Annotated in this window: 12 protein-coding genes and 1 pseudogene; 3 read left to right on the forward strand and 10 right to left on the reverse strand. The window is 64.1% G+C overall.

Annotation, left to right across the window (positions count from 1 at the left end):
* Nucleotides 1-25: 25 nt before the first annotated feature.
* The 8 genes from fusA to AC56LV_RS12875 all read right to left on the reverse strand — a co-directional run bounded on the left by fusA (nt 26) and on the right by AC56LV_RS12875 (nt 7,926).
* Nucleotides 26-2,131: an elongation factor G gene (gene fusA, locus AC56LV_RS12840; protein WP_258837164.1), complete on the reverse strand. Its 2,106-nt coding sequence runs from the start codon at nt 2,129-2,131 to the stop codon at nt 26-28.
* A 130-nt stretch (nt 2,132-2,261) separates the two neighbouring features.
* Nucleotides 2,262-2,732: a 30S ribosomal protein S7 gene (gene rpsG / locus AC56LV_RS12845; RefSeq protein ID WP_183554302.1), complete on the reverse strand. Its 471-nt coding sequence runs from the start codon at nt 2,730-2,732 to the stop codon at nt 2,262-2,264.
* A 134-nt stretch (nt 2,733-2,866) separates the two neighbouring features.
* Nucleotides 2,867-3,250: a 30S ribosomal protein S12 gene (gene rpsL, locus AC56LV_RS12850; RefSeq protein ID WP_005663517.1), complete on the reverse strand. Its 384-nt coding sequence runs from the start codon at nt 3,248-3,250 to the stop codon at nt 2,867-2,869.
* Nucleotides 3,251-3,522: 272 nt separating this feature from the next.
* A complete protein-coding gene (locus AC56LV_RS12855; protein WP_499558143.1) occupies nt 3,523-4,410 on the reverse strand; it encodes a LysR family transcriptional regulator in 888 nt (295 codons plus the stop codon).
* Between the two features lie 51 nt (nt 4,411-4,461).
* Nucleotides 4,462-5,436, reverse strand: coding sequence for an alpha/beta hydrolase (locus AC56LV_RS12860; protein WP_499558145.1), 975 nt, complete (start codon nt 5,434-5,436; stop codon nt 4,462-4,464).
* A 31-nt stretch (nt 5,437-5,467) separates the two neighbouring features.
* Nucleotides 5,468-5,962 carry a hypothetical protein gene (locus tag AC56LV_RS12865; protein WP_499558146.1) on the reverse strand — a complete coding sequence of 165 codons (495 nt, stop codon included), beginning with the start codon at nt 5,960-5,962 and terminating at the stop codon, nt 5,468-5,470.
* A gap of 63 nt (nt 5,963-6,025) precedes the next feature.
* Nucleotides 6,026-7,060, reverse strand: a complete 1,035-nt coding sequence (locus tag AC56LV_RS12870; RefSeq protein ID WP_499558148.1) for an AraC family transcriptional regulator — start codon at nt 7,058-7,060, stop codon at nt 6,026-6,028.
* Complete coding sequence (locus tag AC56LV_RS12875; protein ID WP_499558150.1) at nt 7,057-7,926, reverse strand: GGDEF domain-containing protein; 870 nt, start codon at nt 7,924-7,926, stop codon at nt 7,057-7,059. The genes AC56LV_RS12870 and AC56LV_RS12875 overlap by 4 nt, the downstream gene beginning before the upstream one ends.
* Nucleotides 7,927-8,219: 293 nt before the next feature.
* On the opposite strand from AC56LV_RS12875, the gene AC56LV_RS12880 reads away from it, so the two are divergent.
* Entirely contained in the window at nt 8,220-10,721 is a 2,502-nt protein-coding gene (locus AC56LV_RS12880) for a TonB-dependent receptor (protein WP_499558152.1), read from the forward strand.
* The gene (locus AC56LV_RS12885; RefSeq protein ID WP_499558153.1) at nt 10,721-12,568 is read left to right on the forward strand and encodes a phytase; all 1,848 of its coding nucleotides are present in this window, start codon (nt 10,721-10,723) and stop codon (nt 12,566-12,568) included. The genes AC56LV_RS12880 and AC56LV_RS12885 overlap by 1 nt, the downstream gene beginning before the upstream one ends.
* Before the next feature lie 29 nt (nt 12,569-12,597).
* Here the strand turns inward: AC56LV_RS12885 and AC56LV_RS12890 are convergent.
* Both AC56LV_RS12890 and AC56LV_RS12895 read right to left on the reverse strand, forming a co-directional pair.
* A pseudogene (locus tag AC56LV_RS12890) lies at nt 12,598-12,744 on the reverse strand (IS5/IS1182 family transposase); the annotation flags it as partial.
* 500 nt (nt 12,745-13,244) lie between these two features.
* The gene (locus AC56LV_RS12895; RefSeq protein ID WP_499558155.1) at nt 13,245-13,445 is read right to left on the reverse strand and encodes a hypothetical protein; all 201 of its coding nucleotides are present in this window, start codon (nt 13,443-13,445) and stop codon (nt 13,245-13,247) included.
* A 110-nt stretch (nt 13,446-13,555) separates the two neighbouring features.
* On the opposite strand from AC56LV_RS12895, the gene AC56LV_RS12900 reads away from it, so the two are divergent.
* Nucleotides 13,556-15,733 carry a phosphocholine-specific phospholipase C gene (locus AC56LV_RS12900; protein ID WP_499558157.1) on the forward strand — a complete coding sequence of 726 codons (2,178 nt, stop codon included), beginning with the start codon at nt 13,556-13,558 and terminating at the stop codon, nt 15,731-15,733.
* Nucleotides 15,734-15,737 lie beyond the last annotated feature (4 nt).

Here is a 15,737-nt window from a genome sequence, read left to right on the forward strand (position 1 = left end):
TCCCTTGAATTGCTTGTATTGCTGATTACTTCGACTTGGCAGTGACGATGGCGTCAATCACGTGCTTAGGCGCTTCCGAATAGTGCTTGAATTCCATCGTGTAGGTCGCACGGCCCTGGGTCGCCGAACGCAGCGAGGTCGAGTAACCAAACATTTCCGACAGTGGCACTTCGGCTTTGATGATCTTGCCGCCGCCGCCTGGAATTTCGTCCATGCCCTGCACCATACCGCGACGCGACGACAGATCGCCCATCACCGAACCGGCGTAGTCTTCCGGCGTTTCGACTTCCACGGCCATCATCGGCTCGAGGATGACCGGGCTGGCCTTGCGGCAGCCGTCTTTGAACGCCATCGAACCGGCCATGCGGAATGCATTTTCGTTCGAGTCGACATCGTGGTACGAACCGAAGGTCACGGTGACCTTGACGTCAACGACTGGGTAACCAGCCAGCACGCCCGAGGTCAGGGTTTCGCGCACACCTTTTTCGACTGCAGGGATGTATTCGCGAGGAATGACACCGCCCTTGATCGCGTCGACGAACTCGAAGCCTTTGCCCGGCTCTTGTGGCTCGATCGTCAGGACTGCGTGACCGTACTGACCACGACCGCCCGACTGCTTGACGAACTTGCCTTCGACGTCGGTAACTGCCTTGCGGATCGTTTCGCGGTATGCAACCTGTGGCTTGCCGACGGTTGCTTCCACGTTGAATTCGCGCTTCATGCGGTCAACGATAATTTCCAGGTGCAGCTCGCCCATACCACCGATGATGGTCTGGCCCGATTCTTCATCGGTACGCACGCGGAACGACGGATCTTCTTGTGCCAGGCGGTTCAGTGCCAGGCCCATTTTTTCCTGGTCGGCCTTGGTTTTTGGCTCGACTGCCTGCTGAATCACCGGCTCAGGGAAGACCATCTTTTCCAGCGTGATGATCGACGATGGATCGCACAGGGTTTCGCCCGTGGTTGCATCTTTCAGGCCGACCGCAGCGGCGATGTCGCCAGCGTGGACTTCCTTGATTTCTTCGCGCTGGTTAGCGTGCATCTGCAGAATACGACCAAGACGCTCTTTCTTGTTCTTGATCGGATTGTAGACGGTGTCGCCCGACTTGATCGTGCCCGAGTAGACGCGGAAGAAGATCAGCTGACCAACGAACGGGTCGGTCATGATCTTGAATGCCAGCGCCGAGAACTTCTCGTCGTCTTCTGCCTTGCGGGTGACTGGCTGGTCATCTTCATCGGTACCCGTGACTGGCGGGATGTCGATTGGCGATGGCAGGTATTCGATCACGCCGTCGAGCATGGCTTGCACGCCCTTGTTCTTGAACGCGGTGCCGCACATCATCGGGACGATTTCCGACGCGATGGTACGCTGGCGCAGAGCGGCCTTGATCTCTTCTTCCGAGAGGTCGCCTTCTTCCAGGTACTTGTTCATCAGCTCTTCGGTCGCTTCAGCAGCGGTCTCGACGAGCTTTTCACGCCATTCGTTGGCTTCGTCCTGCAGTTCTGCAGGGATGTCACGGTAGTCGAACTTCATGCCCTGCGACGCGTCGTCCCAGTACACGGCCTTCATCTTGACCAGATCGACCACGCCCAGGAAGTTCTCTTCGGCGCCGATCGGGATCTGCAGTGGAATCGGGTTTGCCTTCAGGCGAGCGCGCATCTGCTCGTAGACCTTGAAGAAGTTCGCGCCGGTACGGTCCATCTTGTTGACGAAGGCCAGACGTGGAACTTTGTACTTGTTAGCCTGACGCCACACGGTTTCCGACTGTGGCTGCACGCCGCCGACTGCACAGTAAACCATGCAGGCGCCGTCGAGCACGCGCATCGAGCGTTCGACTTCAATGGTGAAGTCAACGTGGCCCGGGGTGTCGATGATGTTGATGTGGTGTGGGGCGAAGTTGTTGGCCATACCGCTCCAGAAGCAGGTCGTCGCTGCCGAGGTAATGGTAATGCCGCGCTCTTGCTCTTGCTCCATCCAGTCCATCGTCGCTGCGCCATCGTGCACTTCGCCGATTTTGTGGTTGACGCCCGTGTAGAACAGGACGCGCTCGGTGGTGGTGGTTTTACCAGCATCGATGTGAGCCGAAATACCGATGTTGCGGTAGCGCTCGATGGGGGTCTTGCGTGCCATAATTTTTCCTAAATCTTTGAATGGACAAAACCGAGCATCATCTTGATGATCAAAATGAGCCCGGCCTGAACAACAGATACTACGGGGACGTTAGCACAAGGAAATAATCCCCCTACCTTCGCCCTTTTGCTTAGAAGCGGAAGTGCGAGAACGCCTTGTTCGCTTCTGCCATACGGTGCACTTCGTCACGACGCTTCATCGCGCCGCCGCGGCCTTCAGCCGCTTCCAGCAGTTCACCACCCAGACGTTGCGGCATGGATTTTTCGCTGCGCTTGTTTGCGGCTTCGCGCAACCAACGCATGGACAGCGCCATACGACGAACCGGACGAACTTCCACTGGCACCTGGTAGTTGGCGCCACCGACACGGCGGGACTTGACTTCCACCAGCGGCTTAGCGTTGTTAATCGCGGTCGTGAACACTTCCAGCGGGTCTTTGCCCGACTTGGATTGAATGTGTTCGAATGCACCGTAGATGATGTTTTCTGCAACCGACTTTTTGCCGGACAGCATCAGAACGTTGACGAATTTGGCGACATCCTGGTTACCGAATTTTGGATCCGGCAGGATTTCGCGCTTGGGTACTTCACGACGACGTGGCATTTCGATTCCTTCATGTCTTCAGTTGAGTGCACGCTGTGCACTCGCGAAAGGCCCTCTTGACCCTTCACTTACTCGGCCTTGCGGCCGGCTCAACTTATCTAATTAATGTGACGTGTGCATGACACGCCGAAGAATTACTTCTTCGCAGCCTTGGCACGCTTCGCGCCGTACTTCGAGCGAGCTTGCTTACGGTCTTTGACGCCCTGGGTATCCAGTGCACCGCGAACCATGTGGTAACGCACACCCGGCAAGTCTTTCACACGGCCGCCGCGCAGCAGCACGACACTGTGTTCTTGCAGGTTGTGGCCTTCACCGCCGATGTACGAAATGACTTCGAAACCGTTGGTCAGACGCACTTTGGCGACTTTACGCAGCGCCGAGTTTGGCTTCTTAGGCGTGGTGGTGTACACACGGGTGCACACGCCGCGCTTTTGCGGGCAGTTTTCCAGTGCCGGCGACTTGCTCTTCACAACCGCAGCTTCACGCGGTTTGCGAATCAGTTGATTGATGGTTGGCATCGTTCCTAATCCAACAAAGTACTACTCATTAATGACCCGAACCTGCAAGGTGCTGATCCGGGGACTGAAACCTAGTCCCGATGACAATGACATAGACAGGCGACGAAAGCCACTCAGTAAAATGGAGCGGCTGCGAATGCGTATACGATGTGCAGAATAAATCGAGAACCTGCGAGTATAGACGCATTGTGATGATGGGTCAACCAGTTTGCTGATTTTGCAGGCAGTCGTTCGCCGTCTTGACGCAGACCGTGGTCAATGTGGCATCGCTGCTACAACTCGGCGTGCCGGGCAATCTCGACAAACGCATCCAGGTACGTAGTGCCGGCATCGACCTCGCGCGTACCCAGGAAAATCTGTTTGAACACGCCCGCCTCCCCCAGCCGCACGGGCGCCACCGGCATGCGGCCCGCGTACTCCTCCACCAGCCAGCGCGGCAGCGCCGCCACGCCGCGGCCGCTGGCCACCATCTGCAGCATGATATCGGTCGTCTCGATCGCCTTGCGCTCGCGCGGCGCGCAGCCGGCCGGCACGAAAAACTGGTTATAAATGTCGAGCCGCTCGATATCGACCGGGTACGTAATCAGGACCTCATCGGACAGGTCGCGCGGCGCCGCATATGCGCGCCCCGCCAGCGAATGGCCGCTGTGCACCACCAGCACCTGCTCGAAATCGAACACCGGCACGAAGCGCAGCCCCGGCTTGAACAGCGGATCGGGCGTGACGAGCAGGTCGATCTCGTAGCCCAGCAGCGCCTTCAGGCCACCGAACTGGAAGCGCTGCTTGACGTCGACATCGACCTCGGGCCACGCCGCCAGGTAGGGTTCGACTACCTTGAGCAGCCACTGGTAGCACGGATGGCACTCCATCCCGATGCGCAGCGACCCGCGCTCGCCACGCGCGTAAGCCAGCATCTGGCCTTCGGCATGTTCAAGCTGCGGCAGCACCCGCTCGGCCAGCGCCAGCAGCGCGTGGCCGGCCTGGGTCAGGCGCAGCGAGCGGCCCTCGCGCGTCCACACCGGCGTGCCCAGCCCCACTTCGAGCTTCTTGACCGCGTGGCTCAGCGCCGACTGGGTCAGGCACAGCACGTCGGCAGCGGCAGTCAGCGAACCGCGGCGATCGACCTCGCGGATGATGGACAGGTGAATGCGTTCGATCATGGGCAGGCGCAGAAGGGATGGATGGGCGTATCGATGTGGCCGGACCAGCCATCAAGGCGCAGTAGCGCCGCCCTGCTGCAAAAAGTCGGCGATCGACTTTATCAGCAAGGGCGAGACCGGCAAGCTTGGATCGCCATAGCTGGCCACCTGCAGTTCCGGCACCGCGCGTACATGCTTGAACACGTGGTTCATGCCCGGAATGATCGCCAGCTTCGCCCCCGGGCGGGCGCCGTGCAGCCGGTTGGCCTGCACCACGTCCACCTGGATATCGGTATTGCCCTGCACGACCAGCACCGGCATCGTCAGCTCCGCGATGCGCTGCGCCGGCACATACTTGAACCACGAAATCAGGTACGGCTGCACGCTGGGCCGGAACAGCGTCGCCAGCGCCGGCGGCACCGGATCGACGACCGCGCCGCTTTCCAGCGACACCAGAATGCGCTCGCTTTCCTTCTCCAGCTCGGGTGGCAACTTGCCTTCGAGCTGCTTGCGCATCAGGGTCGAGGCGCCATCGGCAATGCCGGCAATCGACACGAATGCCGCCGCATCGGTCTGCCGCGCCGCCAGCATCCCGATCAGCGAGCCTTCGCTGTGCCCGATCACGGCCACCGATGCGAAGCGCGGATCGGCCTTGAGTCGGGCGATCCAGGCCGCCGCATCGTCGACGAACATCTCGAAGCGCAGCGCCGATTCGGCAGAACCGGCCGCATGGCTCCCACCGATGCCGCGCTTGTCGTAGCGGACCGTCGCGATGCCGGCGTCGGCCAGCCCGGCCGCCAGCAGCTTGAGACTGTCGTTGCGGCCCGGGATCATCGAGCTGTTGCCGTCACGGTCGGTCGGGCCCGAACCGGCGATCAGCAAGGCCACGCGCGGCTTGTCTGCGCCTGCTGGCAGTTCGAGCGTGCCGGCCAGCTGTCCGGTGGGCGTGTCGAGCGTGATCGGCGTCTCGGCCGCATGCGCCTGGGCAGCGACACCACCGATGAGCAGCAGCAGGCTGCAAAGACGAACGGCAAAGTTGGCGGACATGGTATCCCTCATGCGTGGTTGGACTGCGCTTTCAGGCCGCGGCGGCAACGATGCCCTGCTCACGGCAAAATTCGATGATGCGCTGCAGCGCGGCCTCGGCCTCGTGCTCTTCCAGGCCGATGCCGAAGTGGTAGCGATGGGTGGCGGTATCGATCTCGATACGGCCCTGGCCAAACCCCAGCGCATCCCATTTGCCTTCCGGCGTCCATGCCTCATGTTTGGGCAGCAGGCGCACGGCGCGTATCTCGTGGACCATGAGCGCCAGCGGCACCGCCGACGGCAAGCTGCCTTCGCGCGCAATGTACAGCGCATCCTGGAACACGAAATTGCGGTACAGCGCCCACGCCGCCAGGACCATGATGACCAGCGCGCCGACGGTCAGCAGCATGAAGCCGAACGACCCGTCGTGCTCCCAGCCATTGCCCAGGCCCGACGCCACGACCCAGACGAAGACCACCGACATGAACGCCGGGAAGCCCCGTTTCTGGGTGGGACAAACGATATGCAGGGTGGGACTGGGACGCATTCCTCTTCTTCGGCGGGCGACAATGACCGCGCACGATACCATTTTCGCGGCAGTGCAGCGAATTCAGATGCCCTGCAGGCGCCCAGCGAACCAGCCCAGCTCTCCGGCCAGCGCAGCGCGGATCGGCCCCGGGGTGAGGCCCGTCCAGCGCTTGAACGAGCGCCGAAAGTTGGCCACGTCGTGAAAGCCCAGGTGGCGCGCCACCGCGTCATTGTCGGCCCCCTCGGCCTGAAACAGCCAGAGCGCCACGTGCGTGCGTACCCCGTCAAGCTCCCCCTGGAAATGGGTGTGGTGCCGCAGCAGCTGGCGCTTGAAGGTGGCCGGGCTGACGCCGAAGTCGCCCGCCGTGCGCTCGAGCGTGGGCGCGTCGCGCACGTGCGCCAGCAGGTAATCATAGAGCGCCGCCAGCAGGCCGGGCGCCTCGCGCGGTTCCAGTTCGGCCGCCTGGTGCGCCAGGCGCGCCGCCATCTCGCTGGCGCGTGGCCATGGCCGGTCGAGCCAGGCGGACGGCAGCAGCATCGCGTCGAGCTGGCAGCCGAAGCGCAGTTCCAAGCCAAGATGCACATGATGCTGCTCGATGTGACGCGGCGCGCCGCGATTGAAGCAGAAGCGCCACGGCAGGCGCTCGCCGCCCAGCCAGCGGCACAGCGCCACCACAGCCGTCATGTGCATCTCGACCAGCGCCGGCCGCAGGCTTGGCGCGCCATACGCGTCGACCCAGTACAGCAGCGCCACGTCGTCCCAGGTCTCGAAGCGCGGTCGCAGCAGCGGCGTCAGGCCGGCGTGGAAGCGGCACAGCGTCTGCAGCAGCGTGCGCAGGTTGGGCGCCTGCGCCAGCGCGTGGCTGGCTGCGCCGTCGTGCCCTGGCAGCAGTTGCTGGCCCAGCATGAAGCTGGTGTCCGGGCTGTCCAGCAGGCGCAGGGTGTTCGCCAGCTGCTGCAGGTACTGGCCAGGGGTCGTTGCGCTGTCCGCGTCCGGATCGCATCCGCGCAGCAGGTCGGCGTCAAGCGCGTCGCGCGAGCGGCCGTATTCCAGCACCAGCGCGCTGTGCCGGCGCGCCGCAGGCGAGGCTGCCGTGGCGGCCTGCCAGGCGATCACGCGGGGTCCATCTGGCGATCCATCTGCCGGCACAGCGTGCCAAGGAGCGCATCGGGCGCGCCGCGCGCCGGCGCGCAGCCGTGGCGCAGCGTGATGTGCACCGGTCCGCCCGGTGCGTGATGGCGCATCGACGACACCATGCGGCACAGATGGTCGGCGGCGGCGCGTGCCTCCGGCTCGCCCAGGCCCGGCATCAGCACGGCAAAACGGTCGCCCGCATAGCGGCACAACAGGTCGTCGTTGCGCAGGTTCAGCAGCAGCATGTGGGCGACGGCCTGCAGCGCGCGGTCGCCCTCGGGCTGGCCGTGCTCGCGGTTGATCCGGTGGAAGGCGTCGATGTCGAACAGCACCAGCGAACCGACGCCGTCCGTCCGTTTGCTCTCGATGTGCAGCTGCGCGCGCAGGTAGGCAGCGTCGGCCAGCTGGGTGATGCGGTCGAATGGCCGGTGGTTGCGAAACAGGCGCTCGCGCTTGCGCATGTGGTCCGACAGCGTGGCCTGCTCGCGCCGCCAATACACCATGCCGGCGGTCACAACCAGCATCCCCAGCGGCAGCAGCGCCTCCAGCACGTTGTCCCACACCGCAGACTTCTCGACATCGAACACTTCATCGAGGCAGTCGGCCCACGACCCCAGCATGATGCAGGCCAGGCCGCCGGCCAGCAGCCGCGTGACCACGCCGTCGGGCCGGCTGGCCAGCACCAGTCCACACCACAGCGCCGCCAGCAGGGCCGTGCCGCCCTCGCTGGCGATGTCCACCAGGTCCCATGCCGCGAACGGGATGGCCGGACCGGCGCCGGTAAATAGAAACACGACGGCGCCGAGCAGGCCGGCGATCAACAGAGCTTGGCGGATCAGGGGAGACATGGGCGGCGCGGTCAGGGAAGATCGCCGGAACATAGCGCAGCCAGATGACCGCAGGATGACAGGATGGCAAAACTGTGGCGCCGCCGCCCAGGGTCGAAACAGCTCATCTTGACCGGCACTGCGCATCCCGGCGCGGCACCCGTCCCATGGTGTCGCCAGGATCAGCAGGGTCAATTCGGCTCAGGCACACCACGCAGCGCGCCAGATGCGCGATTGAGACCGATCGTGGTCACCGATAGGTCACATTCAGGCACCAGAATCCGCCGCATCCCAACCATTGGATTCTCCCCCCCATGCGCCACTTTGCCCTCCCCGCTCTTACCGCCGGCCTGCTGGCCGCCGCCGGCGTGTACGCTGCTGAACCGGCCAGCGTGATCGTCACCGGCCAGCGCGCCAGCCTGGCGCGCGCCATCGCCGCCCAGGAGCAGGCCGACAATATCGTCAGTGTCGTCAGCAGCGACGATATCGGCCACCTGCCGGACAAGAACGCGGCCGAGGCGCTGGCGCGCATGCCGGGCGTCTCGGTCCAGCGCGACCAGGGCGAGGGCCGCTACGTCGTCGTGCGCGGCCTGGATGCGGACTACAACAGCGTGACCATCAACGGCGCGCTGGTGCCGTCACCGGAAGCGACGCGCCGCGCGGTGGCGCTGGACGTGCTGCCGGCCGGGATGATCCGCTCGCTTGACGTGACCAAGTCGGCCACGCCGGACCAGGATGCCAATTCGCTCGGCGGCAGCGTCGAGGTCAAGACCTTGTCCGCGTTCGACCTGCCAGGCAAATTGCTGAACGTCGGCGCGGCAGTCGGCCACGACACCAACACGAGCCAGAACAGCCCGAGCGCCAACCTGCTGTGGGCCCAGCGCTTCATGGACGGCAAACTGGGTGTGGCCGCCGGCATCTCGGGCGAAAAGCGCAAGTTCGGTTCGGACAACGTGGAAACGGGCGGCGACTGGAACGGCAAGCGCCTGGCCGGTTTCGAACTGCGTGACTACCTGCCCACGCGCGAACGCCGCGCCGGCGCCATCAATCTCGATTACCGCCCGGACGCCGCGACGAGCTACGCGCTGCGCGGCTTCATCAGCCGCTTCTCGGATGAAGAATCGCGCGACCGCATGACGATCGGCGATTTTGAAGGCAATGAAGACGGCGTGCTCGAAGGTGACACGGACACTGCCACCGTCGAGCGCCGCCTGCGTCAGCGCAAGTACACGCAAGAGATCCGCTCGCTCACCGGTTCGCTCGATCGCCGCATGGGCCAGTACTGGAAGCTGCATGCGGAAGCGGCGGCCAGCGGCGCCACCGACAAGACGCCGGACGCGATTGCCGATGCACGCTTTACCAATCTCGAGAGCTTCGATGGCATCGGCTTTACCAATTCCCGCACGCCGCACCTGATCGCGCCCGCCGGCGTGGCCGACGCCGCCAACTATGAACTCGATTCGTTCGCGCTCGAACGCGCCTGGGCCAAAGACACGACCCGCCAGCTGCGCCTGGACCTGCAGCGCGACTTCGACGCCGGCGACTGGAACGGCGCCGTCAAGTTTGGCGCCAAAACCACGCGCCGCGACAAGAAGACCGACACCGAGGCCTGGGAATACGGCAGCGACGACCCGACCGATGGCGATTACTTTGGCGCCGGCCCGACCTCGATGAGCGCGTTCGTGAATGGCACGCGCCTGCACTACCCGTTTGCCAATCTCGGTAACGCGATCGACCCGGCGCTGGTGCGTGCACGCCTGGCGGGTCTGGCGCGCGACCCGGCCCGCGTCGCCGTCGATTCGGCGCTGGACGACTTCAAGCTGCAGGAAGACATCGACGCTGCGTACCTGCAAACGAGCCTGCGCCGCGGCGCCTGGTCGCTGCTGGCCGGCGTACGGGCCGAGCGCACGCGCTTTACGGCCGACGGCTCGCAAGTGGCCGATGACGTCATCACACCGAGATCAAGCAGCCGCTCGTACACCAACTGGCTGCCGGGCGTGCACCTGCGCTTTGACGTCGACCAGGCCACCAGCGTGCGCGCCGCGTGGAGCAACTCGGTCGTGCGCGCCAACTTCGCCCAGCTGGCGCCCGGCGTGAGCCTGGATGGCGACGACGAAGCGACGATCGGCAACCCTGACCTGGCGCCGCTGCGCTCGCACAACCTGGACCTGGGCATCGAGCGCGTGATCGGCGGCGATGGCGTGGTCTCGGCCTATGTCTTCACCAAGGCCATCCGCGACTTCACCTACACGACTGACCTGGCGGGCAGTGGCGCCTGGGCCGATTACAGCAGCGCGATCTCGTACAAGAATGGCGACAAGGCGCGCGTGCGCGGCATTGAACTGGCATGGCAGCAGCCGCTGCGCATGCTGCCGGCGCCGTTCAACGGTCTGCTGGTCGGCATCAATGGCAGCATCACCAATTCGCGCGCCACGATCGACAGCGCCGATGGCGACGGTGGCCGCGCCGCGCGCACGATCCGCATGCCGGGCCAGTCGAACCGCGTCGGCAATGTGATGCTCGGCTACGAAGCCGGCCCGTTCAGCGCGCGCCTGGCAATGAACTACAAGTCGCCGTACCTGCTGGAGCTGGGCGAGGATACGCTGGACGCGACACAGGACCGCTTCGTCGACACCCAGAAGCAGCTGGACCTGTCGATGTCGTGGAAACTGGACAAGCGCTGGCAGGTCACGTTCGACGCCAGCAACCTGAATAACGAACATTACTATGTGTACCTGGGCGACAAGTCGCGCAATGCGCAGCACGAACAATACGGCCGCACCTACAAGATCGGCCTGAAAGCGAGCATCTTCTGATGAACAAGACCGTTTCTCCGATCCTGAACGCCGTCCTGCTGGCCTGCTCCCTGGCCGCGCCGGCATGGGGCGCTGCACCAACGGTGCCGGCCACGCTGAATGACGCCGAAGAACTGGCCGCGCTGCCCGGCGGCGGCTGGCTTGCCCTCGACAAGCGCGCGCTGCGCCTGGTCGGCGCGGACGGCCGTGAACGCGCCAGCCTGCAACTGCGTGGCGAACGACTCGACCTTCGCCCGCTGGATGGCGGCGCGCTGGCCATCGTCATCGATGCCAATGCCGAACGCGCGCTGCCGGTGCAGATCGACGTCAAGGCCGGTACGCTGCGCGCATTGCCCGTGCTGCCGGACACGGGCTTTGGCATCGAGGCGGCCTGCCTGTACCGCGATGCGCAGCAGCTCGACTACGTGTTCCTCGTCGCGAAAGATGGCCAGGCGCAGCAGTGGCTGCTGGGTAGCGGCGGCAGCGAACACCGCCTGGTGCGCCGCCTGGCGCTGCCGTCAGGTGTCGAGGTGTGCCGCGTCGACGATGCGCATGGCACGCTGTTCGCGGCCGAAGAAGGCATGGGCCTGTGGGCGTATGGCGCCGATGCAGAAGGTCCGCCGGCCCGCACACCGGTGGCGCTGCAGGCGCCGCACGGTCGCTTGACGGGCGAACTGACGGCGCTGGCGGTGCTGCCGGGCGGCGTGGCAGCGATCGACGACAAGGGCGCCCTGCTGACATGGAAGCGCGACGGCAAGCGCTGGCGCGCGCTGCCGGTCCGCCCACTCGGCGCGCAGCAACTGGTGGCGCTCGCGCCCGCGTCCGACAAGCTGGCCGTGCGCACGAAGCAAGGCTGGCAATCCCTGGCGCTGGCCTGGAAAGCCGGCAGCGCGCCGCCCAAACGCCTGCCGATCGTGCTGCCGCGCATGCAGACCGAACCCGTTGCGCAGCTGGGCGACGCGGCCGACGATCCGGCGATCTGGGTCCATCCGACCGATCCTGCCAAATCACGCATCCTGGGCACCAACAAGAAGCAGGGCATGCTGGTGTACGACCTGCAGGGCCGCCAGACGCAACTGCTCGCTGCCGGTCGCCTGAACAACGTCGACCTGCGCCAGGATGTGCGCTTTGGCACGGAGCGTTTCGACCTGGCCGTGGCCACCCAGCGCGACGAGCAGGCGATGGTGCTGTTTACGATCGATGCCAATGGCGAACTGCGCGAAGCGGCGCGCCTGCCCACCGGCCTGGGCGACATCTACGGCACCTGCCTGCTGCGCACGCCCGAAGGTGGGCTCGACGCGTTCGTCAACGACAAGGACGGCCGCTACGAGCATTACCAGATCACGCGCAGCGGCGGCCAGTTCGGCGCGAAGCTCGCGCGCACGTTCAAGCTCGCGTCGCAGCCGGAAGGTTGCGTGGCCGACGACCGCAGCGGCCTGCTGTTCGTGGGCGAAGAAGACCGCGGCCTGTGGGTGACATCGGTGCGCGCCGACCAGCCGGCAACATTGAAAATGGTGATGCCTGTGGGCGAATGGCTGCACGACGATGTCGAAGGCATGGGCATCTACCACGGCGCGAAACGCAGCTATCTGGTGGTGTCGAGCCAGGGCAACAACAGCTATGTCGTGTTCGATGCGGCAGCGCCGTTTGCCGTGCGCGGCGCGTTCCGGGTGGGGCTCGATGCGGTCAACGGCATCGATGGCGCGTCCGAGACCGATGGACTCGACGTAACATCGGCCAATCTCGGCGGCCCGTTCGCGCGTGGCATGCTGGTGGTGCACGACGGGTACAAGCGCATGCCGGACGGGGCGCAGAACTACAAGGCCGTGGCGTGGGACGATATCGCCAGGGCTTTGCAGCTCGACTGATGCTGCTCGACCAGGAGCGCCTGACAAAACCGTTCGAGGTATCGCCAACAGATGAGCGAGCAGACACGTGAAAGGAACGCCTGGTGGATGTCTGCTCGTCGCTCATCTCGTATGCGCCGTCTGCGAAAGCGGTGTAGCCAACCCACGGTGCGCTGGACGACCCGCCGCCATCGGCCGGGCCGTTCGCGCGACGCTACGTCATAGCGCGATTCGAGCTGCAATATCCCGATGGCGTCAGCTTTGCAGCTTGCCGAGCTGGGAAAGTCATACACTGTCGACCGGCGGCTGTCTCATGGACTGGGTCGCGGCAAATTGTCACAAGCACAAGTTCGGATAAGCCGGGCCCGGAATCAGCCTCGATTAGCTCGTTGAAATCTACAACCCGCATCGCATGGTTGAGCTTTGATTCCCAGTTCATGTCGACAAGCAAATTTACGTTCATCGTAGGGTTCGGGTTAATGAGGGACTGTCCGGTTTTGGCCGTTTTGGGTCACAGATCCGAAAGCCGCGACTGTCTCTTATTGCACGGTTCCGCTGCCCGATCTTCCACTCGTCGTTCAGCTGCTCCAGGCAGTCTTTGAGCGACGAACCAGGTGTCGCCTTGATCCGATGTATAAACGACGAGGCAAAATCATCGCAGTCATCACGGCCGAACAATTCGATCATGACGCGAACCTCATTGACTGTTATCGCTTTGCAATGGTTCGGTAAAGCGCTTCGATCCCGTAGACCTGAGCGACTTCGGCTTCATCTTCCTCAGTAATGTTGAGCGCTTGAGAGCGGCTCCGCACGCCGTACTGTGCTTGTCCTGCATTGCTGCGGAAGCAAGCAACGCACGAACTTTCTCTTGGCTCGTCATCAACTGTTCATCTTTCATCCCTAAGCTGATCCTCGCAAGGCTGCAGTTTTCGTGTTTCCCTGACAACCGACCTGGATCAATCAAATGCAAATTTTCGATTCCGCGTTCGCATGCACAAAGGTGCACGCATGAGCCGTCGCAACTTCCTCCGCACACTGGGCAAGACCAGTGGCGCCAGCGCCGTCCTTGCGACCTTTCCGCCATCCATACAGAAAGCCCTGGCCCTCCCCGCCAATCAGCGCACCCGTAGTCTGCAGGACGTCGAGCATATCGTCGTGCTGACGCAGGAAAACCGCAGTTTCGACCACTACTTTGGCACTCTGGAAGGGGTGCGCGGATTCGGTGATCCCTTTCCGATCCCGGTAATGGACCGCCAGAACCTCTTCAATCGCAAGTCGGTCTTCGTGCAGCGTTCGGTTGGAGGCGCGCCGGTGCCGGGCCGGCCGAACTGGCCCCAGGGCCGCGCCATCGCGCCGTTCCGGCTCAATACAGTGCAGGACTTCCCGGTGATGCGCGTGGCCGGGACACCGCACGCCTGGCTGGATGCACAACTGGCGTGGGACAACGGACGAATGAACGACTGGTGCACGGTCAAGCAGAACCACTCGATGGGCTACTACGCCGAGGCCGATATCCCCTTCCAGTTCGCGCTCGCGCGTGCCTTCACGATTTGCGACCACTACCACTGCGCGACGCAAACCGGCACCAACACCAACCGCCTGTTCCTGTTCAGCGGCCACAACGATCCCCTTGCGGTGGCAGGCGGGCCCTCGACCGACAACAGCCGCGACGACTTCAATCCGGATACGTCCACCGACTACCTGTGGACTACCTATCCGGAGCGCTTGCAAGCGGCCGGCATCAGCTGGCAGGTCTACCAGAACATGGCGGACAACTTCACCGATAACTCGCTGGCAGGATTTCGCTCCTTCCGCAACGCATGGTATCGCAGGCCCGGCTATTCGCAAGCGTTGCGCGAGCGAGGCACCAGCACACGCGACCTCGACCTGCTCAAAGCCGACGTGCTGGCCAACCGACTGCCGCAGGTCAGCTGGGTCGTGGCCACAGCCGAAGGCTCCGAACACCCGGGCCCCTCGAGCCCCGCTTCGGGCGCTGACTACATCGCGCGCGTGCTCGACGCCCTGACGGCCAATCCCGAGAGCTGGAGCAAGACGGTCCTGATTATCAACTTCGACGAGAACGACGGCTTCTTCGACCACATGCCGCCGCCGTCGGTCCCGGCCTACACGGGTAACGGCGCCAATTCTGCACAGTCCCAGCTCGCCGGCGCGTCGACAGTCGATACGACCGGCGAATACCATCATGTGCTTAACGGCGCCGACGCACGCACGCACCACCGCCCCTACGGGCTCGGGCCGCGCGTGCCGATGTACGTCATCTCGCCCTGGACCAAGGGCGGCTGGGTGAACTCGCAGGTCTTCGACCACACCTCGGTGTTGCGCTTCATCGAGGCGCGTTTCGGCGTGCGCGAACCGCTTATCAGCGCATGGCGTCGCGCGGTGAGCGGCAACCTGCTGTCCTGCTTTGACTTCGCCAACCCGAACGACAACGGCTTCGCGCAGCTGCTGCCAGAAACGGCGTCGCGGCGCGCAATGGCGATGGGCCTGCCGAACACCAAGGTGCCCACGACGCCGGCCACGCTGGCAGCGCCCGTCCAGGCGGCCGGTGTGCGGCCGGCACGCGCCCTGCCCTACGAGCTCCAGGTACAGGCCCAGGTACCGGCCGGGGGCGGCCAGGTAGTGCTCAACTTCGAAAACCTCGGCGAAGCCGGAGCGGTGTTCCATGTGTACGACCGTCTCGCGCTAGACCAGATCCCGCGTCGCTATACCGTCGAACCCGGGAAACAGCTGCAAGGCCGCTGGAACACCGCGGCCGCTTACGACCTATGGATATTGGGACCGAACGGCTTCCACCGCCACATCGTCGGGGACGTGCGCGGCGCAGTCACCGCAGGATGGCCGGAAATGCGTATGCGCGCCGACCGCAGGGCTGGCGAACTGGTGATCGATCTGGTTAACAACGGCGCGCAGCCCTGCACCTTCCAGCTCACCGCCAACAAGTACTACGCAAACAAGCCAATGGAAATGCAAGTCGTCGCACGCTCGACGAGCACGATCCGGTTACCACTGGCATCGAGCTCCAACTGGTACGACTACAGCTTGCGCGTGAACGGCCTGCCAGGCTGGCTGCGCCGCTTTGCCGGCCATCTGGAAAACGGCTCGCCGTCGATCAGCGACCCGGCAATGCGCGGGGCCGCCCAACTTGACCAGTACCGCGTCGTTTGATCTT

This window comes from Telluria sp. RB2R28, assembly GCF_059685835.1.